19 protein-coding genes and 1 pseudogene are annotated in these 22,531 nt (G+C 63.7%); 9 read left to right on the top strand and 11 right to left on the bottom strand.

The window, feature by feature from the left end:
• Nucleotides 1-59: 59 nt before the first annotated feature.
• Entirely contained in the window at nt 60-917 is an 858-nt protein-coding gene (locus J9885_RS16865; protein WP_210550134.1) for a Vmh family MBL fold metallo-hydrolase, read from the bottom strand.
• Between the two features lie 121 nt (nt 918-1,038).
• On the opposite strand from J9885_RS16865, the gene J9885_RS16860 reads away from it, so the two are divergent.
• Entirely contained in the window at nt 1,039-1,941 is a 903-nt protein-coding gene (locus tag J9885_RS16860) for a LysR family transcriptional regulator (RefSeq protein ID WP_210550133.1), read from the top strand.
• 49 nt (nt 1,942-1,990) lie between these two features.
• On the opposite strand, the gene J9885_RS16855 is transcribed toward J9885_RS16860, so the two are convergent.
• From J9885_RS16855 to J9885_RS16830, 7 genes and pseudogenes are all read right to left on the bottom strand, one after another.
• On the bottom strand, nt 1,991-2,770 hold the full coding sequence (locus J9885_RS16855) for a BPSS1780 family membrane protein (RefSeq protein WP_210550132.1): 780 nt from the start codon (nt 2,768-2,770) through the stop codon (nt 1,991-1,993).
• A 40-nt stretch (nt 2,771-2,810) separates the two neighbouring features.
• On the bottom strand, nt 2,811-3,842 hold the full coding sequence (locus tag J9885_RS16850; RefSeq protein WP_210550131.1) for a fimbrial protein: 1,032 nt from the start codon (nt 3,840-3,842) through the stop codon (nt 2,811-2,813).
• Nucleotides 3,835-4,071, bottom strand: coding sequence for a hypothetical protein (locus tag J9885_RS20005; protein WP_349237396.1), 237 nt, complete (start codon nt 4,069-4,071; stop codon nt 3,835-3,837). Before J9885_RS20005 ends, J9885_RS16850 begins: the two co-directional genes overlap by 8 nt.
• A 124-nt stretch (nt 4,072-4,195) precedes the next feature.
• Nucleotides 4,196-4,483 (bottom strand): annotated as a pseudogene (locus tag J9885_RS20000) (fimbria/pilus periplasmic chaperone); the annotation flags it as partial.
• Between the two features lie 74 nt (nt 4,484-4,557).
• The gene (locus tag J9885_RS16840) at nt 4,558-7,104 is read right to left on the bottom strand and encodes a fimbria/pilus outer membrane usher protein (RefSeq protein ID WP_210550130.1); all 2,547 of its coding nucleotides are present in this window, start codon (nt 7,102-7,104) and stop codon (nt 4,558-4,560) included.
• A gap of 59 nt (nt 7,105-7,163) precedes the next feature.
• Complete coding sequence (locus J9885_RS16835; protein ID WP_210550129.1) at nt 7,164-7,913, bottom strand: fimbria/pilus periplasmic chaperone; 750 nt, start codon at nt 7,911-7,913, stop codon at nt 7,164-7,166.
• Between the two features lie 9 nt (nt 7,914-7,922).
• A complete protein-coding gene (locus J9885_RS16830; protein WP_210550128.1) occupies nt 7,923-8,462 on the bottom strand; it encodes a fimbrial protein in 540 nt (179 codons plus the stop codon).
• A gap of 244 nt (nt 8,463-8,706) precedes the next feature.
• On the opposite strand from J9885_RS16830, the gene J9885_RS16825 reads away from it, so the two are divergent.
• On the top strand, nt 8,707-9,534 hold the full coding sequence (locus J9885_RS16825; protein WP_210550127.1) for a M23 family metallopeptidase: 828 nt from the start codon (nt 8,707-8,709) through the stop codon (nt 9,532-9,534).
• 66 nt (nt 9,535-9,600) lie between these two features.
• On the opposite strand, the gene J9885_RS16820 is transcribed toward J9885_RS16825, so the two are convergent.
• Nucleotides 9,601-10,938, bottom strand: a complete 1,338-nt coding sequence (locus J9885_RS16820; protein WP_210550126.1) for an MATE family efflux transporter — start codon at nt 10,936-10,938, stop codon at nt 9,601-9,603.
• Nucleotides 10,939-11,091: 153 nt separating this feature from the next.
• Between J9885_RS16820 and mscM the strand changes: the two genes are divergently transcribed.
• The 3 genes from mscM (at nt 11,092) to J9885_RS16805 (ending at nt 17,269) form a co-directional block, all read left to right on the top strand.
• The gene (gene mscM / locus J9885_RS16815; RefSeq protein WP_210550125.1) at nt 11,092-14,367 is read left to right on the top strand and encodes a miniconductance mechanosensitive channel MscM; all 3,276 of its coding nucleotides are present in this window, start codon (nt 11,092-11,094) and stop codon (nt 14,365-14,367) included.
• A gap of 190 nt (nt 14,368-14,557) precedes the next feature.
• On the top strand, nt 14,558-15,235 hold the full coding sequence (locus tag J9885_RS16810) for a glycerophosphodiester phosphodiesterase family protein (RefSeq protein WP_210550124.1): 678 nt from the start codon (nt 14,558-14,560) through the stop codon (nt 15,233-15,235).
• A gap of 156 nt (nt 15,236-15,391) precedes the next feature.
• On the top strand, nt 15,392-17,269 hold the full coding sequence (locus J9885_RS16805; RefSeq protein WP_210550123.1) for a methyl-accepting chemotaxis protein: 1,878 nt from the start codon (nt 15,392-15,394) through the stop codon (nt 17,267-17,269).
• Between the two features lie 149 nt (nt 17,270-17,418).
• Here J9885_RS16805 and J9885_RS16800 read toward each other — a convergent pair whose 3' ends face one another.
• Nucleotides 17,419-17,763: a hypothetical protein gene (locus J9885_RS16800; protein WP_156135305.1), complete on the bottom strand. Its 345-nt coding sequence runs from the start codon at nt 17,761-17,763 to the stop codon at nt 17,419-17,421.
• 22 nt (nt 17,764-17,785) lie between these two features.
• Here J9885_RS16800 and frdA point away from each other — a divergent pair, with 22 nt between their 5' ends.
• The 4 genes from frdA (at nt 17,786) to frdD (ending at nt 21,178) form a co-directional block, all read left to right on the top strand.
• Nucleotides 17,786-19,570 (top strand): fumarate reductase (quinol) flavoprotein subunit, encoded by a 1,785-nt coding sequence (gene frdA, locus J9885_RS16795; RefSeq protein ID WP_210537913.1) that lies wholly within the window; start codon nt 17,786-17,788, stop codon nt 19,568-19,570.
• A complete protein-coding gene (locus tag J9885_RS16790; protein WP_017781598.1) occupies nt 19,563-20,297 on the top strand; it encodes a succinate dehydrogenase/fumarate reductase iron-sulfur subunit in 735 nt (244 codons plus the stop codon). The genes frdA and J9885_RS16790 overlap by 8 nt, the downstream gene beginning before the upstream one ends.
• A 16-nt stretch (nt 20,298-20,313) precedes the next feature.
• Nucleotides 20,314-20,712, top strand: a complete 399-nt coding sequence (locus J9885_RS16785) for a fumarate reductase (protein WP_043762146.1) — start codon at nt 20,314-20,316, stop codon at nt 20,710-20,712.
• 112 nt (nt 20,713-20,824) lie between these two features.
• On the top strand, nt 20,825-21,178 hold the full coding sequence (frdD, locus tag J9885_RS16780; protein ID WP_210550122.1) for a fumarate reductase subunit FrdD: 354 nt from the start codon (nt 20,825-20,827) through the stop codon (nt 21,176-21,178).
• A gap of 70 nt (nt 21,179-21,248) precedes the next feature.
• On the opposite strand, the gene J9885_RS16775 is transcribed toward frdD, so the two are convergent.
• Nucleotides 21,249-22,469: a winged helix-turn-helix domain-containing protein gene (locus J9885_RS16775; protein ID WP_210550121.1), complete on the bottom strand. Its 1,221-nt coding sequence runs from the start codon at nt 22,467-22,469 to the stop codon at nt 21,249-21,251.
• Between the last annotated feature and the right edge of the window lie 62 nt (nt 22,470-22,531).

Below are 22,531 nucleotides of genomic sequence, written 5' to 3'. Positions count from 1 at the left end.
GCATGAAAAAAACCGGGCAGCCTCTGCCCGGAAAAACACAGGGATAAGGGCTTGGCCCATCACCATTTCATCTCGCCCGTGTTGACCTTGGCACCGATGGCCAGGCCGTCGTCCACCGGCAGGGAGGGGTAGGCTTGCTTCAGCGCATCGATCAGCGGCCCGGACCCCTTGGTGCTCGCCAGCGCCTGCTCAAAGCGCAGGACATAGTCACGGGTGAAGGCCACAGCCTGGGTCCCCTTGGGGGCCTCTCCCAGGAAATGGCCGGGAATGACCCGCTCAGGCTTGAGGGCCAGCATGCTATCCAGGGCCTTCACCCACTCGGTCCGCGCCGCCTTGCTCTGGCTGTCCGCCATCCAGACATGCACGCCGCTGTAAACCGGCACGCCGCCAAACGCCGTCTTGATGGCCGGCGCCCAGAGGTAGGCATTGGGCGTGTTCATCTCCTTGATCTCGATCCGCTCCCCCTCCAGGGTGAGGTGGCTGGCGGTCATCACCTGCGGCACTATCAGGGTCTTGGGTGCCTGTTTACCCAGGATGGGGCCCCAGTACGCCAGCTTGGCATCCTTGGTCTGCTTGATGTGATCCACCACGTGCTGGCTGGCCAGTACCTTCACGTCCGGGAAGGCGGCCTTGATGGGCTCCAGCCCGAAGTAGAAATCGGGATCCCCGCCGCTGATGTAGACGGTGGTCAGTTTCTTGCCGCTCTGCTTGATCAGCTCCACCAGCGCCTGGCCGTCGTTGACCCCGAACTGGGCGTCGATGAGGATGGCCTCCTTCTCGCCACTCACCAGCTCGGAGGAGACCGGGAAGATGGCCTTGTCGCCGGGGTTGTAGAGGGTCACGGTCAGGGGCGCCGCCAGGGCGGTGCCCGCAATCAGGGTGGTGGCCAGGGTCAGGGTGCGCAGTGCTGTGTGCATGGTATCTGTCTCGTCAGGTCGTGTGTTCATGGAATGGATACAGTTTATTGCAATACTTTTAGCGCAAATACCGCATAATAAGCGCATCACTGTTGCACAAATCGAGCATATAGAGGCATGCATGGATAGGTTGACCGCATTGCGGGTCTTCGTCTGCGTGGTCGAGCAGGGCAGCCTGAGCGGGGCAGGCGAAAAGCTGGAGATGTCTCGCGCCATGGTCTCGCGCTACCTGGCCGAGCTGGAGCGCTGGATGGGAGCCCGCCTGCTGCACCGCACCACCCGCAGGCTGAGCCTGACCGGCCCGGGGGAAGAGGCGCTTAACCGTGCCAGGGCCATGCTGGCACTGGGGGATGAGATGGAACAGCTGGCCGTGCGCGGCGACGACGCCCCCAAGGGACAGCTGCGCGTCACCAGCAGCTACTCCCTCTCCGACGCCCTGCTGGTCAAGGCGGCAAACGACTATCTGGGCCGCTACCCCGGTACGGCGATCGACATCCTGCTGCTGGACAGGACGGTCAACCTGGTGGAAGAGCGGATCGATCTCGCCCTGCGCATCACCAACGATCTCGATCCCAACCTGGTGGCACGCCGTCTCGGCACTTGCCACTCCGTGGTCTGTGCCAGCCCCGCCTACCTGGCCCGCCATGCACCGCCTCAGCAGGTGCAGGATCTGGCGCTGCACAACTGCCTGACCTACACCTACTTCGGCAAGAGCCTGTGGGAGTTTCAGGGGCCACATGGCCCCGAGTCAGTGCCGGTGAGCGGCAACCTCAGCGCCAACATTTCCAATCTGCTGCTCTCGGCCACCCTGGACGGGGCGGGGATCAGCCTGCAGCCCCGCTACTCGGTACAAGCCCATCTGGAGAGCGGCGCCCTGGTGCCCCTGTTGAGTCAGTGGCAACCCAAGCGGCTCGGCGTCTACGCCGTCTACGGTACCCGCAAGCAGATGTCCCCCCTGCTGCGCAGCTTCCTCGACTTTCTCGTCGCCCGGATGGCGGACGACCCTCTGTGGCAGGAGCAGTGAGTGCCCATGAAAAAGGGGCCCCACGGCCCCTTGCTCTTTGGATGACGAATCAGGCTTCGAAGCCAAACTCCCTGGGCGGTTCGCCCTCGGCACTCCCCTGCTCCTCCAGATAGATGTCGCGATAGGCGGCATAGATGGAGTAGTTGATGGCGGGCAGCACCACCAGCAGGCCCACCAGCATCAGGAGCGCCCCGAAGAAGATCAGCACGGCCCCGAGCAGCCCCCACCAGAGGAAGGGCCACATGTTGCACAGGCACCCCTTGAAGCTGAGTCTGGCCGCCTGCAAGACGCCGACCCCGTGGAAGAAGATCAGGGCGGGGGCGAAGGTGATGGCCATCAGCACGGGCACCAGCAGGGCCAGCCCCAGCAGCAGGCAGAGCAGGAAGCCCTGTGCCTGGCCGGGGGTCAGACTCAGGGTCTCCGGATCCTGGGACAGCAGGCCGGTCAACCCCCACAGATGCAACAGGAAGGCGCAGATCATCAGGATCCCCATGAACAGGGCGAGCACCAGCAGGCCGCCCAGCATCAGCGGGGTCAGCCGCTGACGGAAACCGGCGAAGAAATCGGCAAACTGCAGCGCGCCCCCCTGGTATCCCCGATGCGCCACCGCCACCCAGCCCGCGCCCCACACCATATAGAGCAACTGGGAGATGAATCCCCCTGCCGGCAGTTGGTCCAGCAGCATGCCCACCAGAAACCAGACCACTATCATGGCCACACTGGCCCCCATCCCCTTGTTGAAGATGTCGAATCCCGTGCGGACCCAGATCCAGCCCTGTCCGATGGAGTGGCGCTTGGGTTCGCGGCGCAGGACGCTGTCACTTTGCATCATTGACCTCGTAGAAAAATAGGAGCGGGGAAACCTCGCATCAGGGCACGCTCACCGTGACCATGATGGTTCCCGTGTAGGCACCGGTACGCACCACCTGGCCCGGCAACCGGGTCGGATAGAGCCTCACCCTGTAACGGGTGTCCTGGGTAGCCGCCGAGTAGGGTACCGCGATGGCGGTATCGAATGGAATAGGGGTCAGGGTATCCTGCGCCACCATGCCCACCCCCACGCCGGCCAGGCTGGTGGTGACGAAACGGTTCTGGCTGCTGAGCGCCCCCCCGAAGCTGTAGCTCAGCGGCACCACGTAGTCGCTCGGGATCTGGCTGCAGGTCACGCTCACGTCGACGCTGCGGGGTGCATACCCCCTGGGAATGTCCCCTTCGACGAAGGCGCTCTGGGCCACGGCGCCGAGATCGATGGGGATGCTGGTCCCGGCGGGGAACTGGCAGGTCGGCGTCGAGGTGACGCTGATGTTCATCGCCAGGGTGCTGAACGCATTGGCCGGGCTGGTATCCGGGGCACTCGCACGGCGCACGAAGAGATAGGCGACGGTCCCGCTGAAGGTCTGGGTGCCCGTCACCCCCTTGAGCAGCTTCAGGGTGACCCGGCCCCCGTTCACGCTGATCCCCCCCAGCAGGGAGACGTTCAGCAGGCCGCCGACACAGGCGCTGAGCAACCCTGTGGTGGTTGTGCTGAAGGGCACCGTCTGGTATCCCCCTCCCGCGTAGAACTCCACCTTGAGCCCGAAATAGGGGTTGAGCTTGATGAGGGTGCCGATGGGGTCTGTCACGGTCGGCAGGCTGGTGGTGCCCTGATAATAGGCTGTCACCAGCAGGCCGACCGAGATCCCGATGCAGTCGCAGGCGGCCGTGTCCGTGGTCGAGAAGGTCGCACTGCGGGTGTCACCGGGCTGGTAGAAACCGCTGTTGACACTGATGGGCAGGGTCGCCACGAAGGGGCTGGTGCATTGGCCGTTGACGGCCCGCCCCTCCCCGGGCCAGATCCCCGCCAGTAGCAGAAGCCCCGCCAGCAGGCACCTGGGGCCACGACGGCCGGTCAGTTCACTCATGTCGCTCTCCTTCCCCTTGGCCCGGCACAAAGGCCTGCTCGTGGTAGATGCCGTCGTCGTCTATCCAGCGCAGCCGCCCAGTGGCCCCTGGTAGTACAGTCCCGGCCATGGGCACGGACAGGGCGCCATAGGGTGGCAACACACCGCCCTCCTGCCAGGCCAGCCGCCCTTTGCCCACCGTCAGCAGCACTTCGCTCAGGTTGATGTGGAAGGGGCCGGGGTTCGTCACTCGAAGCCCTCCGGGGCGAACCTGCCAACCCAGTCTGGAGACTGGTCTGGGCCACCGAGCCCGCCAGCCCGGGCGGCCGGTAGAACAGCTTGATGCGGGTGCGGTACGCCAGCTGCACGCTCCCCTGGGAGGCCTGTTGCTGCGGGGGCAGGCCGAGCACGTTGAGCCAGAACAGGGACTCCCTGTCCCGGGGCAACCGGCCCAGATCCGCGCCGAGGATCCGCAGCGTCTGCCCCCGCCCGGGCCCCAGCCGCATCACTGGCGGCACCACCAGGAAGGGGGTCGCGACCTCCGTCGGCCCCTGGTGCTCGTTCCCCGCATCGACCCAGGCCTGCAGCAGGCTGGGTGCGGTGCCGTCGTTGCGTACCAGCAGGCTGGCCTCACCTCCTTCATGGACGATCCGGGTGCGCATCAGATTGAGAGCCCCCTCCCCGTCCATCGCCCACAGCAGGGCCGCCAGCACCATCCCGTGGTACCCGACCCGCCTCATGAGCCCCCCTCTACACCGATACAGCGGGCCGCCACCTGTTGATAGGGCAGCTCGGGATCCGGCCGGGGAACTTGGTAATCCAGCCGGCACCGCTCGTCTCGCTCCGCCCCCCACTGGACGTAGAGCGTCCCCTGCTCGCCACGCACGAAGATGAGCCCCCCCTGGCCGACCACGGCCACCGAGCCACCGCTGCCGTCGACCACCTCGGCCCCGAACGGAGGCGTGCTGCCATCCTGCCGTTCGGCCTTGATCAGCAGAGGCTGGCCGACGTGAGTCTCGTAGGCCAGCTTGACGATGGCTCCTCGCCGGGGGGCCACCATGCGGGCACTGCCGTCAATCTCCACATCCAGCGGCAAGCCGCTCGGATCCAGCCCGATGATGTTGGTGCGATAAGGGTTGAGCCCGGCCAGCACGGCATACCCATCGCCATCCACCTCGCTGCCGATGCCGTGACTCACCCTGGCCCCCTGGGCTCCCTTTGCCTCCACCAGCGCCATGGTCTCCCCCTGCGTCTGCCCCAGCACCCAGCCCTCACCATGGACCAGCAGGGTGCCCTTGGCCGACGCCACATACTGGGCGTAGCCCTCCCCCTGACTGGTGCTGAGCCCCAGCTGGGTGGACGCCGTCTGGTACTGCAGGTTGGCACCATAGCCCCGGGGACTGCCCTCCCTGGTGCCGTGACTGCCATAAAGGCCGTAATAGAAGCGCCCATCCTGGGTACCGCCGTTGAGATCCAGCCTGGCGCTGGCACCCTGCCCCTCCTGGTAGGAGAGGGTGCTGCCGAGGCGCGGCGCCCCCAGTTTGTCGCCGATGGGGATGCTGAGGCTCAGCACATATTGATCGCCGACCCCCTCCTCCAGCGAGTGGCTGGCCGACAGGGTCACACTGCCCCAGTCAAATCCCCGGTTGTAGCCGAGCTGGAAGCTGCTGCTCTCCCCCTGGCCGCCCCAGTAGTCGCGGCGGATGCCGTTGAAATAGAGATCCCCCCACTCCCCCACCGGCTGATTAACATTGAGCTGGAAGCGATTGCGCTCACGCTGCAGACGGTCCAGCGCCTGGGCCTGCATCGCCGCCACGTCGTCGAGATCCAGATAGCCTTCGCTGGAGAAGCGATAGGCGGCCAGGGTGAAGTAAGTCCGGGTCATCTCCATCTGCTTGCTGTAGGTGAGGCGGTAGCTCTGGCCGGAAAGGGAGGGCGGCAAGTCGGTGCTGGCCGGCAAGGCCCGCGCCCAGGAGCCGGTGACATCGAGGGCCAGGGCGCCATAATCCGATCCGACGGCGGCGCCCCCCAGTAACGCGGTGTAATCCTCGGCGGCAATGGCCCCGCCATAGAGGGTCAGGGCATCCGACAGGCCGCGCCTGTAGGTGCCTTGCGCAAAGTCTGGGCCATCGGGACCCACTTCATTGCGATAACGCCCCAGAGTCAGGCTGAAACGGGAAGTGTCGTCGCGCAGCATCTGTACCACGGAGGAGAACGGCAGGGTGAAGCGCTGCTCGCTGCCATCCGCCTCCGTGATGGTCACGTCCAGATCGCCGGCAAAGCTGGTGGCATAGAGATCGTCGATGGCAAAGGCGCCGGGCGCAACCTGGGTCTCGTAGATGAGGGCGCTGCCCTGGCGAATGGTGACCCTGGCATTGCTCTGGGCCACCCCGCGCACCACGGGGGCAAACCCCCGCTCGAAGTCGGGCAGCATAGCGTCGTCGCTGGCGATCTGCACGCCGGTGAAGGGCACGCTGTCGAAGCTGTCCCCCGGGGTAAAATACTCCCCCAGCGTCAGCTGGGCAGTCTGTGAGGTGATGTCCCGCTGCGCATAACTGTTGAGGGCCTGATAGCCGCTTTGGCTGCCTCCCTGATAGGAGCCGTTGTGGCGCAGGCGCCAGGCACCGAGATTGAGGCCGGTGTTGAGGTTGACGCTGCCACTCAGCGGATCGCTGCCCTTATCCTGCTCGCTGTAGTAGAGGTTGGCGTTATAACTGACGAAGGCGGCATTGATCCCCTGCACCCACTGCTCTGGCCCCACATAGTCGCGCCTGACCTGGCCGAGGTAAGCCTGGGGCAGGCTGAGGGCGCCGCTCAGGCTGGCGAGATCGAACGTGAAGCTGGCTCCCGGCACCAGTTCTCCCACCTCGATGCAATCGAGGCTCAGCTGCCGCTTCACCTCGGCCTGATCGGGCAGCTTGTCCAGAAGCAGCCCCCACTGTTGCATCTGGCCCGGCTGGAAACAGAACCTGGGGGTTCCCGGGTCTTCCCCCGCTCTCACCTCCACCTGCTGGCTCAGTCTCTCCTTGCCATTGATGGTGATATCGAGCTGATAGTGCCCGGGGGGAATGAAATCGGCACGGGAGAAACGGGCCAGATCGATGTCGACCCCCAGGCTGTCGAGCAGCCGGCTGTCGAACTGTACCTCGGCAGACTCGTCGCCAGTCAGCTCCGCATTTTCGGCGATTGCCGACCCTCCCCAGAGCAGGAGAGCGAGGCTCCAGCTACCTTGCCAAACAGCAGGGCCAGGGAAAGGGCAATGGAGGGAGGGGGGGATGGCCATGACCTGACGCCCTTCGGCAATGACGCCAGCACCGGGCGAGCCACCGGCCTGTTCGAGGATCAGCGGAAAACGAATTGCCCCACCTCACGAGCGCCGTAGTCGTTGAGCCAGTAGAAGGTCAGCTCCCTGGCCTGGGCATTTCCCGACAACTGAGCGACGGGAAAATCAAAGAAACCGCCTGGCGCCACCATGCCACCGCTCAGGTTGTGGTAGCGCTTCGACTGGGTTGTCTGCAGATCCAGGTTGCTGATGCTGACATGATAGAGGCTCGGGTTGCTGGCCCGCAGCGCATAACCGGCGCCCTGGCGGATCAGGCGCCAGCTGAGCTGGTGGGCGGAGCGTTCGACATTGCCGGGCAACCCGGTCGGCCGATAGAACATCTTGATGCGGGAGCGAAAGGCGAGCTGGACCATGTTCTGACCCGGCTGGGCAGCTTTGACACTCGGCGGCACCTCCAGCACGTTGAGCCAGAACACGGATTCCCGATCCTGAGGCAGCCCCTGCCCCACATAAGCCAGGCGCAGGGACTGGCCGCGCTGGGGTTCGATGCGGGTGATGGGAGGGGTGATCAGGAAAGGAAGGGCCTCCGCACCGGGACGGATACGGCGATCACCGGCATCCAGCCACACCTGCACCAGAGAGGGGGTGTTCCCCTTGTTGGTCAGCTCCAGCGTGACCTCTCGCGCATTGGCAGGGTAGATGACCCGGGTGCCCGAGATCTGGACATGACCCCAGGCCAGCCAGGGCAGGAACCAGAGCCCGCACCAGAGGAGACCCCCTAAGCGTCGCTGAAGCACCAGAAGGTTCATCAGGCGAACTCAGTGGTAGTCCAGGGAATAGATGAGATCTGCAGAGACCAGGCCGGCTCCCACGGCACCGGTGGCGATGTACTGGGCGCTGTAGTAGAGGGTCGCCCCACCGGTGGCGCTGAAGTCGACCAGCACGTCATTGCCGGTGTTGGTGCGCAGATCGATGGGGGTGCTGTTGGCCGAGAGGATCTGCACCTCCACGTTCTGCGCCGGGTTCTTGCCGCCCGAGGCGACGGCCTTGTTGCTGAGGTTGCCCGTTGTCTGCTCCACCCCGATGTTCTCGAAGTAGGCGCGCACCGACCCCGTGGTCGGGCAACTGGTGAGAGCGAGGTTGAAACCGGTCGCCCCTGCGGTCTGGCCTATGCTGCCAAGGGCATTGGTGCTGACGGTGGGCAGGGTCACGGTCGCAGACGCCGTGCCCCCGTTGACCGCGATGGCACAGGTCCCCGCGGTCACTTCGCCATTGATGGTAATGACCCCGTTGAAGGCGGCAACGGGTGCCGACATCCCCATTATGAGTCCGAGTAGCAAGAGAGCCTTGGTCTTCATCACAACCTCCGTCTATCCCTGGATGTCGCTGGCGACTGCCGTCCTCCTGCCAGTGCTTCACTGCCTGCCGACATAGGTGCCATTCAAAGACACCTTTAGTGACACATTAGTAAATAGCACAGAGTTTTCACTCCTGCTCCTTTCAGGCAGCCCTGCGGTCATGGGGCCGGGGGACGGACAGCCCCGGCAGAATGTGGCATCATCTGCCCCCTCGTATCTCACCGCCTTGTTCGATGGAGCCACCATGCGCCGCCTGTTCTTCCTTCTCGTGCTGCTCGGCAGTCCCGCTCTTCACGCCGAATCCGGCTTTATCAGCCGCCTGCTCAACCACCCTGTGCCGGGGGGCGTGGCCGTGGTGCCGCTCGGGGACGGCGCCAAGGCGCCCGCCGTGCGGTATCAGGACAAGCCCGTGCTGGTGGTGCAGGAAGAGGGCAGGCGCTGGATCGCCATCGTCGGCATCCCGCTCAAGAGCGCGCCCGGCTCCCATCAACTGACCACCAGCGATGGCCGTACCTTGAGCTTCACGGTCCGCGCCAAGCACTACCGAGAGCAGCACATCAAGTTGAAAAATACGCGCCAGGTCAATCCGCTGGCGGAAGACATGGCGCGCATCAACCGCGAGCTGGCCGAACAGACCAAGGCCTACCAGACCTTCAGTCCGGCCCAGCCCAGCAACCTGATGTTCGACAAGCCGGTCAACGGCCCCCTCTCCAGCCCGTTCGGCCTGCGCCGCTTCTTCAACGGCGAGGAGCGCAACCCCCACTCGGGCCTCGACTTTGCGGTCGGTGCAGGCACCCCCATCAAGGCGCCGGCGGCGGGCAAGGTGATCCTCATCGGCAGCTACTTCTTCAACGGCAATACGGTGTTTGTCGATCACGGCCAGGGGCTCATCAGCATGTTCTGCCACATGTCCAAAATCGACGTGACCCTGGGCCAGAGCCTGCCCCGGGGCGGCATCGTCGGCCGGGTCGGCGCCACCGGCCGCGCCACCGGCCCCCACATGCACTGGAACGTCAGCCTGAACGACGCCCGGGTCGACCCCGCCATCTTTATCGGGGCCTTCAAGCCCTGATCCTGGCTGGATGAAACGACAAAGGCAGCCCAGGCTGCCTTTGTCGTCAATGGACGGGGGCGTTAGCTATGCGGCTGCGGCATGCAGCCCGGCCTCCTTGCCCATGACCCGCCACATCACCAGAACCAGCAGGGTGCTGCAGGCAGGCAGCGCCAGCCAGACGCCGGATACCCCCCAGAGGGAGGAGAAGCCCCACAGGAAGCCGCCTATCAGCACCAGCTTGCCGCCGGTGAGCAGGGAGGCGATGCGGGCCCGGTTGATGGCCTGGAAGTAGGTCGCCCCCACCAGCAACAGCCCCTCCATGGGCAGCCCCCAGAAGTAGAGCCAGATCCCCAGGGTCGCCACCGGCAAGAGGGCCGCATTGTCGCCGGCAAACAGGTAGACGACCCCCTCCGGCCACAGATAGAGCGGCACCATGCCGCACAGCGCCACCAGCAGGGTCACCCCCAGCGCCAGGTTACGCACCCGCAGCACCCGCGCCCAGTTGCCCGCCCCGGCGTTGAAGCTGGCGATGGGCTGGATGCCCATGGCGATCCCCTCGAAGATGAGATAGAAGAAGGCCTCGCTGTAGCTGATGACGCCATAGGCCGCCACGTGCAGTGAAGTACCGACCGAGAGCAGCGCCTTGTTGTGCAGCGCCAGTACCACAGACAGATAGAGGTACATCAGGAAGCTCGACACCCCGAGTCGCAATGTCTCCCCCATCAGGCGCCAGTCCGGCAGCAGGGTGTCCAGGCGGATGCGCAGCTGGCTGCGCGGGGTGAAGAAGTGCCACAGGCACAGGCCCCCGGTCACCGCCTGGGAGAGCATGGTGGCGATGGCCGCCCCTGCCAACCCCCAGGGGATCACCGCCATCAGCAGGTAGTCGAGCAGCACGTTGAGCACGCCGCCCCCCACCAGGATCCAGGTGGTGAGGCCGGGTCGCCCGTCGTTGCGCAGCAATGCGGTAAACGCCATGGAGAGCACGGCGAAGACCCCGAGCCAGGCGTACCACTGCAGATAGGCGAGGCCGGCGTCGAAGATGGCCCCCTCCGCCCCCATCCAGGCCAGCATCTCGTCGCCATAGCGAATACCGACAAAGGCGAGCAGTGCCGAGGCGATGATCACCATCACCAGGGCATTGCCGACGATGTGGCGCGCCTTTGCCTGCTCCCCCTTGCCGAGATAGAAAGAGGCCAGCGACGAGGAGCCCATGCCGATCAGCGCCCCCACCGCGTAGAGCACGGCGCAGATGGGGTAGGCCAGCATCATGCCGGCCAGGCCGTCCTGACCCAGGATATGACCGACGAAGATGCCGTCTATGGTGACATAGATGCCGGTGACCAGCATGGCGGCCACCGTCGGGGTCACGTAGCGCAGGAAGAGGCGGGAAAGGGGGGCAGTGCCCAGATCGACAGTGGACATAGGGTGCTCAACGAGGGAAAACGGCCAGAATAATAGCCAAACAAACCCCGGATCACCCGTTATTTATGTTGTGAATCATTAGGATGGAAGACTTTACCCGCCCCAGCCCCTGCTTTAGGCTAGGGCGACTTCTCATGAACGGAAACGTGCGCCATGTTGCAACGCCTGCTCTGTCTGATGCTCTGTCTCAGCCTGCTCCCCTTCTCCACCGCCCAGGCCGATGATGCCATCACCCAGGTCGAGGAGCTGCTGCAGAGCGTGCCCAAGACGGAAAGCCCGGAAAACCAGCAGCTGCGAGAGAGCTATCAACAGGCGCTGCAATATGCCCGCGACGCCCAGCGCTACCGGGAGCAGGGCAAGGCCTACCAGCAGATCCTCATCGACTACCCCAAGGAGTCCGCCCGCCTCAAGGAGGCGCTGCACAACTACCAGCCCCAGCCCCGCCCGTCCCTCTCCTCCCTGAAAGAGGAGGCACTGCGCCAGGCCATCAGCCTGAGCAGCAACCGCCAGATCAACCTGCGCAAGGAGCGCCAGGCGGTGACCGACAGCCTGAACCAGCTGGAGAGCACGGGGCAGGAGTATCACCAGAGGGTCGACGAGTTGCGCAAGCAGTTGCTGCAGACCCGCGCCCTGCTCGATCGCCTGAGCTTCAGCAACGAGTCGGACAGGCTGCAGGAGGCCCAGCAGCTGGCGACCCGCCTCAAGGAGCAGAGCCTCTCCGACCGGATCCAGATGCTGGAGCTGGAGCAGCTCTCCGCCCAGCAGCGCAACGATCTCGGCAAGCTGAAGCTGCAGGAGCTCAGCCTCGCCATCACCGACGAGGACGAGTGGCAGGCCAGCCTGCTCGCCCAGCAGAACCAGCTGCGCCGTGACAAGACCGAGCAGGCGCTGGCCGAGAGTGAACGCCTGCGCCGCCAGCTCACCTCGGATCTCCCCCTGCTGCAGGAGCAGCAACAGCAAAACCAGGCCCTCTCCCTGCAGCTCGGCGCCCTGGAAGATCAGATTGAACGGGTGCAGGACGAGCAGCGCACCATAGACAGCGCCCTCTCCGGGCTCAACGACCTGGTCAACTCGGTGCGCGAGCAACTGGAATGGCTGCAGATCAGCAACGCCTACGGCGAGAACCTGCGCAGCAAGCTCGCCGACCTGCCTGCTTACTTCCCGCTGGAGAGACTGGAGTCCGCCATCGTCAAGGCGCGCATGGCGAAGTACCAGTACGAGACCGAGCAGGACGCCTTGAAGGATCCTGAGCAGGTCCGCAACCAGCTGCTGAGCGGGGATGGCATCACCCTGGACAGGGCCCAGCGCGCCGTGCTCGACAACCTGCTCAAGGCGAGACGGCAACTGCTGACCCGGCTCAACGATGCCTCCGACACCCTGATCCAGGAACAGACCCGCCTCAAGCTGCTCTACAGCCGCCAGAACAGCAAGATCGACGAGATCCGCGAGCTCAGCGCCAGCCACCTCTTCTGGATGCCGGACGTGCGCCCCCTGAGCCCCGCCGTGCTGCTCGGCGTGCCTGCCGCCCTGGCGCTGGTCTTCAATCCGGTCAACTGGCTGCAGATCCCCAAGGCAATCGCCGAGAACAGCCCCCTGACCCTCACCCTGGCCGGGCTCGCCCTGCTGGGGCTGGTCTGGTGCTGGCTGAAACTGGCTCGCCACCTCGTCCACTACAGCCACTACATAGCTCCCAGTATCGGCAAGGTGACCCAGGACAAGTTCAGCCTCACCAGCCGGTTGCTGCTGCGCTCCGTGCTTGCCGCCCTGCCGCTGCCCGCCATGGTGATCATGGTGCACGGCCTGCTCGACGGCGCCTGGCAATATCCCTTCGCGGTGGCGGTGGCCCGGGGGCTGGGGGAGATCTGGTTCCTGCTGCTGGCCCTGCTGGTAGCCCGTCACCTCTCTCTGGAGAAGGGGATCCTGATCCTGCATTTCCGCTGGCAGAAGGAGCGGGTCCAGAAGGTATGGGGCCAGTTCCGCACCCTGCTGCTGGTACTGATCCCGAGCTTCTTCGTCCAGGGCATGGCGAGCAGCTATCAGGAGCACGCCTTCTATGACTCCCTCGGCCGCCTCGCCTTCATCGTCGGCGCCCTCTGGTTGCTGCTCTTCTTCGCTCGCCTCAACCGGGAGAAGCTGCCCCTCACCTGGGGTCAAGCCGACATGAGCAAGCCCCACCTGCTGCACCACTTAATCTGGAACAGCCTGATGCTGGCCCCCCTGCTGGCGGTGCTGGGCACCCTGTTTGGTTACTTCTATACCTCCCGCATCCTGCTGCGCCAGCTGGAACTGAGCCTGCTGATGGGGCTGGGCTGCCTGCTCGCCTATTACCTGGCCCACCGCTGGATGCTGATCCAGCGCCGTCGCCTCGCCTTCGATCGCGCCAAGCAGAAGCGGGCCGAGATCCTGGCCCAGCGGGAACGGGACGAGGACGATCTCAGCTCCGAGATCCCCGACGTGGTCGAGGAGCCCGAGCTGGATCTGGACACCATCAGCGCCCAGTCCCTCGGCCTGGTGCGCACCCTGCTGATGCTGGGCTTCACCATGCTGGTGGTGGTGCAATGGTCGGATCTCAACTCGGCGTTCAGCTTCCTCAGCAGCATCGAGGTGTGGCAGGTGAGCAGCAAGGTGGCGGGGATCGAGCAGCTCTCCGCCATCACCCTGCAGGATCTGATGCTGACCGCCTTTGCCTTCATCCTGACCGTGGTCACCGCCCGCAACCTGCCGGGGCTGATGGAGCTCACCCTGCTCCAGCACCTGAGCCTCTCCCCCGGCACCGGCTTCGCGCTCACCACCGTCAGCAAGTACCTGGTGCTGCTGATCGGCGCCCTCACCGGCTTCTCCATGCTCGGCATCGACTGGTCCAAGACCCAGTGGCTGGTGGCGGCCCTGTCGGTGGGGCTGGGCTTCGGATTGCAGGAGATCTTCGCGAACTTCGTCTCCGGCCTCATCATCCTGTTCGAGAAACCGATCCGGCTCGGTGACACCGTCACCATCCGTGATCTGACCGGCACCGTCACCAAGATCAAGACCCGGGCCACCACCATAGTGGACTGGGACCGAAAGGAGATCATCGTCCCCAACAAGGCCTTCATCACGGAGCAGTTCATCAACTGGTCCCTGTCCGACGCCATTACCCGGGTCAAGCTGCGCATCCGCATCGGCCTGACCCAGAATCCCAAGCAGGTGCAGCAGTTGCTGGAGCTGTGCGTGCAGGAGTCCACCCTGGTGCTGGATACCCCCACCCCGGAGGTATTCCTGGTCGAGTTCACCGACTCGGCCCTCATCTACGAGATCCGCCTCTACGTGAACAACATGGATCACCGGATGCCCATCACCCACGAGGTGCACTCGTTGATCCTGGAGAAACTCCACCAGATAGGCATGCACCTGCCTCACCAGCAGATCGATATCCGGATGAGCCGGGGTTGAGCATGACACGCAGGGATCACCGGATGTCCCTGTGCACCCACGAAGTGCACTCGCTGATCCTGGAGAAACTTCACCAGATAGGCATGCACCTGCCTCACCAGCAGATCGATATCCGGATGAGCCGGGGTTGAGCTAGCCTCGTAGGGTGCAACAAGCGCAGCGCCGTGCACCGACAACAACAGGAGCAAGCATGCAGATCATTGCCCATCGCGGCGCCAGCGGCCTGGCACCGGAGAACACCCTCAAGGCGATGGCCGTCGCGCTGGAGCTTGGCGTCGGCGCCATCGAGCTCGACGTACAGTGGGCCGACGGCGAGCTCTGGGTCTTCCACGACCGCCGGCTGGAGCGCTGCACCGACGGGCACGGGGTTCTGACCGGGCAGTCCCGGGACTACCTGGCAAGCCTGGATGCGGGCCAGGGGGAGCGGATCCCGACCCTGTGGCAGGTGATGACGCTGGTGGCGGGGCGCTGCGAACTGCATATCGAGCTCAAGGGGGCTGGCACCGCCGAGCCGGTGGCCGCCCTGACCCGTCGGGCCGAGGCCGATCTCGGCTTCACCCCGGCGCACTGGGTCATCTCCTCTTTCCACCATCCCGAGCTGGCGCACTTTGCCAGCCTGAGGCCCGATCTGCGCCTCGGCGCCCTGACCGCCAGCCTGCCGCTGCACGGGGCCCGCTTCGCCGAAGAGCTGGGGGCCTGGTCTCTCAACTGCGACGTGGATTTTGTCGACCAGACCCTGGTGGCGGATGCCCATCGCCGGGGGCTCAAGATCCTGGTCTACACGGTCGACGAAGTGAGTGATGAGAGAGCCCTCGCCAGCATGGGTGTCGATGGCATCTTTACCAACCGGCCAGATCGATTCAGCTGAGTATCGGCGCGGCCTGGCGGGCCGTCGGGAGGTGAAAAAAGTCGAAAAATTGCTGTGCACCGGGATACATAAAGTCCACAGCCAGCCGATACAGAGTTGGCTCATAACAATAACAAACACCATGGATCTCAGACTGACGCTCACAAGGATGTAAACATGAACCTATCCATCAAGAACAAGCTGGTCCTCGCCATCGGGGCCATCATTCTGGTCATTACCGGCCTGCAGGTCTGGTACAACACCTCCCAGTTGCGCAGCGAGACACAGCGACTGATCTGGAGCTTCATCGACGACAGCTCAGTCGCCAACGTCAAGGGGATCTCCCGCTGGCTCGACGCCCGCATCAATCTCGTCACCGCCACCAAAGAAGCCTTCGCCAAGGAAGACGAGCCCCTCAGCCATCTGGCCCAGTCCATGAATGCGGGCAACTTCGATCTCGTCTACGTGGGCACCAAGGATGGCCGGATGATCCAGAGCAAGCCCACCGATCTGCCGGCCGGCTATGACCCGCGCCAGCGCCCCTGGTACAAGGATGCCATGGCCGCCGGCAAGCTCGCCATCACGGCCCCTTACGCCGACATCACCACGGGCCAGCTCATCATCACCATCGCCGAGCCCTTCAGCCGCGGCAACACCGACGGCGTCATCGCCGGTGACGTCTCCATCGACGGTCTGGTGAAAGACGTGCTCGCCATGAACTCGGAAGGCACCTACGCCATCCTGGTGGACAGCAACGGCACCATCATCGCCCACCCGGACAAGGCGCTGACCCTCAAACCCGCCACCGCCATCTCCCCGGAGCTGACGGCGGCCAAGGTCAACGAACTGGCCCATGACAACACCATCTCCGAGATGGAGATCAGCGGCAAGGCGAGCATCTTCGATCTCACCGAGATCCCCAATACCAACTGGTACTTCGGCATCGTCGTTGACGAGGCGGTCGCCTACCAGTCCGTGTCGCGCATGGTGACCTCCGCCCTGCTGCAGGGGCTGCTGACCATCCTCATCGTCGCGGGCTTCTCCTACGTGGCCATCAACCGCTCCCTGGCTCCGCTCAAGACCCTCGGCGACGCCATCGCGGATCTCTCCCGCGGCAACGGCGACCTGACCCGCCGCATCAAGATCGAGCGGGAAGACGAGGTCGGCGCCGTCGCCAAGCACGTCAACACCTTCATCGAGCGCATCCACGTGATGGTGCAGGACATCTCCAACTCCTCCAGCCAGCTCAATCAGCAGGCCAGGTCCTCCCACGACATGGCGGAGAAATCCAACCAGGGGCTGGCCCGCCAGCAGAACGAGATCTCCCAGATAGCGACCGCGGTGCACGAGATGTCCGCCACTGCCGTCGAGGTCGCCAGCAATGCCGAGCAGACCGCGGAAGCGGCCCGCAGCTCCTCCAGCAGCTGTGAGCACGGCAAGCAGGTGATCGCACGCAACCAGCGCTCCATCACGGATCTCGCCACCCAGGTCAAGCAGGCCTCCGGCATCATCCAGGAGCTGGAGAAGAACGCCCAGGAGATCAACACCATCCTCTCCACCATCCAGGGCATCGCCGAGCAGACCAACCTGCTGGCGCTCAACGCCGCCATCGAGGCGGCCCGGGCCGGCGAGCAGGGCCGTGGCTTTGCGGTGGTCGCCGACGAGGTACGGGTGCTGTCCCAGCGCACCCACAGCTCCACCGTCGAGATCCGCAGCATGATCGAGACCCTGCAGCGCAACACCCAGGGCGCCGTCAGTACCATGCACGAGGGTCAGCTGCTGGCCCAGAACAGCGTGGAAGATGCCAATGATGCGACCCAGGCGCTGGAGCAGATCACCACCTCCATCAACCAGATCTCCGACATGGCGACCCAGATCTCCAGCGCCGCCGAGGAGCAGCGTGCAGTCACCGACGAGGTCAGCCGCAACATCCAGGCGGTCAAGGACGTCTCCGACGAGCTGGCGGTCGATGCGGACAGCTCTCGCAATCTGTCGGCCCAGCTTAAAAATATCTCAGGCGAACTGAACAATCAGGTGGGCATGTTCCGCATATGAGACCACCCTATTCAGGGGGCCGTACAGGCCCCTTTTTTTTTGTAAAATCCCTTTTGTTTCAGCAGTTATTACCCAGGGGCCTCGCCGACCATTTTTGTGACGCGCCTCCCCATTCAGCTCGCATCCAGCCTGCCCTTGGCGCATGCAGTCTATATTCGCATTACTTTTTTGAAGTCTATTTTCGGTGGGAAACGCTGAGAATAATTCTTACTAAATAATTTTGATAAAAAACTTAAAAACTTTAAGGGTAATACCCAAAAAGAGAGGCATTTCTCATTTTCCTGAAAGAAAACTACATATAATCTGGGGGTTAAAACAACCAGACTCATGGTTGCGGCTGATCCTGATGACTGACGGATGGCGATAAATACGGCGTTTTCATCCATGGAATGGGGTGGTTGTACTAAAAACCACCATTGCCACGCACTAAAACAGAGCAGTTTGACTTGCATCAAGCCTGAATTTTTTTCATAGAGCAAAATCGTGCCCAGCAAATCTATCCCTAAGGAGGCAGATGTGGATATTATCAAGACCGATGTCGCCATCATCGGTGCCGGTGGCGGTGGCCTGCGTGCCGCAATCGCCATTGCAGAAGCCCACCCCGACCTGGACATCGCCCTGATTTCCAAGGTTTACCCTATGCGCAGCCACACCGTCGCTGCCGAAGGTGGTGCCGCCGGCGTCGTCCGCGATGACGACTCCCTCGAAAACCACTTCAACGACACCGTCTCCGGCGGCGACTGGTTGTGCGAGCAGGACGTGGTCGAGTACTTCGTCGAGAACGCCACCAACGAGATGATCCAGCTGGAGCACTGGGGCTGCCCCTGGAGCCGCAAGCCCGATGGCAAGGCCAACGTGCGCCGTTTCGGCGGGATGAAGATCCCCCGTACCTGGTTCGCCGCCGACAAGTCCGGCTTCCACATCCTGCATACCCTGTTCCAGACCTCCATCAAGTACCCGAGCATCAAGCGTTTCGACGAGCACTTCTGCCTGGATCTCATCGTGGAAGACGGTCGCGTCCAGGGTGTCGTCACCTTTGACATCCAGAACGGCATCACCCGCTTCATCCAGGCCAAGTCCGTGGTGCTGGCCACCGGCGGTGCCGGCCGCGTCTATCGCTACAACACCAACGGCGGCATCGTCACCGGTGACGGCATGGCCCTGGCCTACCGCCACGGCGTGCCCCTGCGGGACATGGAGTTCGTCCAGTACCACCCGACCGGTCTGCCGGGCACCGGCATCCTGATGACCGAGGGTTGTCGTGGTGAGGGCGGCATCCTGCTCAACAAAGATGGCTACCGCTACCTGCAAGACTACGGTCTGGGCCCGGAAACCCCGGTCGGCCAGCCGAAGAACAAGCACATGGAGCTGGGTCCCCGTGACCGTCTCTCCCAGGCCTTCTGGCAGGAGCAGCAGAAAGGCCGCGTGATCCAGGGCCCCATGGGCGACGTGGTTCACCTCGACCTGCGCCACCTCGGCGAGAAATACCTGAAGGAGCGTCTGCCCTTCATCTGCGAACTGGCCAAGGCCTACGTGGGCGTGGATCCGGTGAAAGAACCGATTCCGGTGCGTCCGACTGCCCACTACACCATGGGCGGCATCGAGACCAACGGCCAGTGCGCCACCCGTCTGCCGGGCCTCTATGCCCTGGGCGAGTGTGCCTCCGTCGGTCTGCACGGCGCGAACCGTCTGGGTTCCAACTCCCTGTCCGAGATCGTGGTCTTCGGCAAAGTGGCCGGTGAACACGCCGGTGAATTCGCCAAGACCCAGGCTCACGGCGACACCGCCGCCCTGGCCGCCAAGGCCGAGGCGCTCATCAAGCAGCACCTCTCCCTGCTCGACATCGACGGCACCGAAAACCCGGCGGATATCCGCAATGAACTCGGCATGTCCATGGAAGCCGGCGTCGGTATCTACCGTACCGAAGAGCTGATGCAGGGCACCATCGACAAGATCAACGAGCTGAAGGCCCGTTACAAGAAGATCAAGATCAACGACAAGTCCTCCGTCTTCAACACCGATCTGCTGTACGCCATCGAGCTGGGCTACATGCTGGACGTGGCCGAAGCCATGGCGCACTCCGCCATCAACCGGAAAGAGTCCCGCGGTTCCCACCAGCGTCTGGACGGTTACGAAGAGCGTGATGACGTGAACTTCCTCAAGCACTCTCTCTCCTTCTACAACGGCGAAGGGGCCCCGACCATCGACTATTCCGATGTGAAGATCACTAAATCCCAACCGGCCAAGCGCGTGTACGGTTCCGAGGGTGAGAAACAAGACGAGGCTAAGAAGAATGGCTGAGATGATCGAAATTGAAATCCTGCGCTACCGTCCGGAGCAGGATAACGAGCCCTGGATGCAAACCTTCCAGGTGCCCTACCTCAAAGAGATGTCCCTGCTGGATGCCCTGCAGTACATCAAGGATCAACTGGACTCCACCCTGAGCTTCCGCTGGTCCTGCCGGATGGCGATCTGCGGCTCCTGCGGCATGATGGTCAACGGCATTCCGAAGCTGGGCTGCAAGACCTTCCTGCGGGACTACCTGCCGGGCAAGATGACCATAGAGCCGCTCAACAACTTCCCGATCGAGCGCGATCTGGTGGTGGACATGTCCGACTTCATCGAGAAGCTGGAGAGCATCAAGCCCTACATCATCCCGTCTGAGCCGCGCAACCTGTGCGATGGCGAGTACACCCAGACCCCGGCTGACATGGCGAAGTATCACCAGTTCTCCATGTGCATCAACTGCGGTCTGTGCTACGCGGCCTGCCCGCAGTATGGCATCAACAAGAAGTTCACCGGTCCGGCGGCCCTGGCACTGGCCTACCGCTACAACGCCGACAACCGCGACAGCGCGTCCAAAGAGCGGATGAAGATCATCAGCCAGGACGAAGGCGTCTGGGGTTGCACCTTCGTGGGCTACTGCTCCGAAGTGTGCCCGAAGGGCGTGGATCCGGCCGCCGCCATCCAGCTTGGCAAGGTCGAGAGCGCCAAGGACTACATGATCGCCATGTTCAAGCCGGATTGAGACCAGGAGTGAGACCATGAACAACACTGAGAGCAAACGTAAGCCCTACGTGCGCGAGATGAAGAAAGACTGGTGGCTGAAGAATGCCTTCTACACCGGCTACATGATCCGCGAAGGCACCAGCATCTTCGTCTCCATCTATGCCGTGGTGCTGATGTGGGGTCTGATGCGCCTGGTCCAGGGTCAGGAGGCGTTCAACGGCTGGCTGGAATCCCTGCAGAGCCCCATCGCCATCCTGTTCCACGTCGTCGCTCTGGCAGCCTGCCTGTTCCACGCCAAGACCTGGTTCGCCCTGGCCCCGAAAGCCATGCGCATCTTCCGTGGTGAAGACCTGGTGCCGGAGAAGCCGATCGTCATCGCCCAGTATGTGGCGCTGGCGGTGGTATCCCTGCTTGTCCTGATCATCGTGGCCTGAGGAGAAAACAATGAGACGTTCTGACGAGCCTGGTTATTGGTGTCTGTTTGGTACCGGGCTCTCATTCAGAAACGTTGGCCACGATCACTCAATCATGATTTGAGGAAAAAATATGAGACGTTCTGACGAGCCTATATATTGGGGTCTGTTTGGTGCCGGCGGCATGGTCGTTGCCATGCTGCTGCCGGTCATTGTCCTCATCACAGGTCTGCTGGTGCCCATGGGCATCATGGACGTGGAGACCATGAGCTACGAGCGCGTGCTCGAATTCGCCAGCTCCTGGTGGGGTGCCTGCATCCTGCTGGTGATCATCGCCCTGCCCGTCTGGCACGGCATGCACCGCATCTACCACGGCCTGCACGACCTCGGGATCCACACCACCAAGCTGCACCACTACGTGTTCTATGGCTTCGCCTTCCTGGTGTCCGCCATCACCGTCGGCCTGCTGATGGTGCTGGTGTTCTAGTAAGCGGTTCCGATCGCCATCAAAAAACCGGGCCTGGTGCCCGGTTTTTCTTTGTCTGGGAGTCGGCGAATCACGCCACCTCGTTTTGCCACAGTCCCAGCAAGGGGGCCGGCACGGCGCCGTATCTCAGTTGCGGGGTCTGGTGCCAGTCGGCCAACCTTTGCAGCGCCTTGAGCAAGTCCTGCGCCAGGGTGCGCGTCACCCTGACCCCCGCCTCCAGATAGAGGCTCTTCACCTCGAACACCCCCTCCTTGCGGTGGGCCTTGGCGTCCATCCTGGCCACCAGCTTGCCGCGATGCAGCAGGGGCAGCACGAAGTAGCCGTACTGGCGCTTGGGGGCCGGGGTATAGCACTCGATGCGGTAGTCAAAGCCAAACAACTCGCTGGCCCGCTTGCGATCCCACACCAGAGGATCAAACGGTGACAGGGCCGTGGTATGGGTCGCCCTGAGGGTGCCGCCCTGCGCCTGGGCCAGCTCCCCGGCCAGGGAGGCGTGCACGAAGGCGCCGTGCTGCCACCCCTCCACCCGCACCGGCAACAGCTCCCCCTCGTCCGCCAGCTGGTGGAGCAGGGCGTCGTACTTACCGCGCCGCAGCCGGTAGTAATCCGACACCCAGCCGGTCTTGACCAGCCCCAGCGCACGGCAGCTGGCCCGCACCATGTCCCGCTGTGCCAGCTCCCGGCTCGGCAGATCCCGCTCGTCGTTCCACTCGGGGAGGATCCGCTCGGCGAGATCGTAGACCCGCTGAAAGTTGCGCCGCTCGCGCACCATCAGGCGCCCCGCAGTGAACAGCACCTCAAGGTGGCGCTTCTCGGGCTTCCAGTCCCACCAGCCGTTGCCCTTGCCCCCCTTGCGCTCGAAGTCCGCCGCCCGCACCGGTCCCTCCTCGCGGATGCGCGCCACGATCTGCTCTATCTCGCCGCCGTGGGTCTTGAGCCACTGGGCCGAGAATTTCCACCCCATGGCGGCGGGATCCAGCATGCGGTGGCGCAGCAGCCGGTAATCCTCCCGGGGGACGAAGCAGGCCTCGTGGGCCCAGTACTCGAAGATGTCGCCCCCGGCCAGCAGTTGCTCCAGCCAGCGGGGGTCATACTGGCCGAGGCGGCTGAACAGCACCAGATAGGGACTGCGGGCCACCACCGAGATGGTGTCTATCTGCAGCAGTGCCATGCGGCGGATGCAGGCCAGCACGTCGGCCTGGCTCGCCTTGCGCCTGGGGGGCGTCAGCAGCCCCTGGGCCGCGAGCTGCAGGTGGCGGGCGTCTTGCAATGAGAGGTGGGGAGTCGACATGACGATAGGGGCATCCGTTCCTGGGGTTCAAACCACCAGCATGCCCAACTCATGGTCAAATG

Source organism: Aeromonas sp. SrichE-2G (assembly GCF_017939565.1).
In the GTDB taxonomy this organism is placed as follows: domain Bacteria; phylum Pseudomonadota; class Gammaproteobacteria; order Enterobacterales; family Aeromonadaceae; genus Aeromonas; species Aeromonas taiwanensis.
Note: the sequence above shows the minus strand (reverse complement) of the source record. Positions and strands in the feature narration are given on the sequence as shown.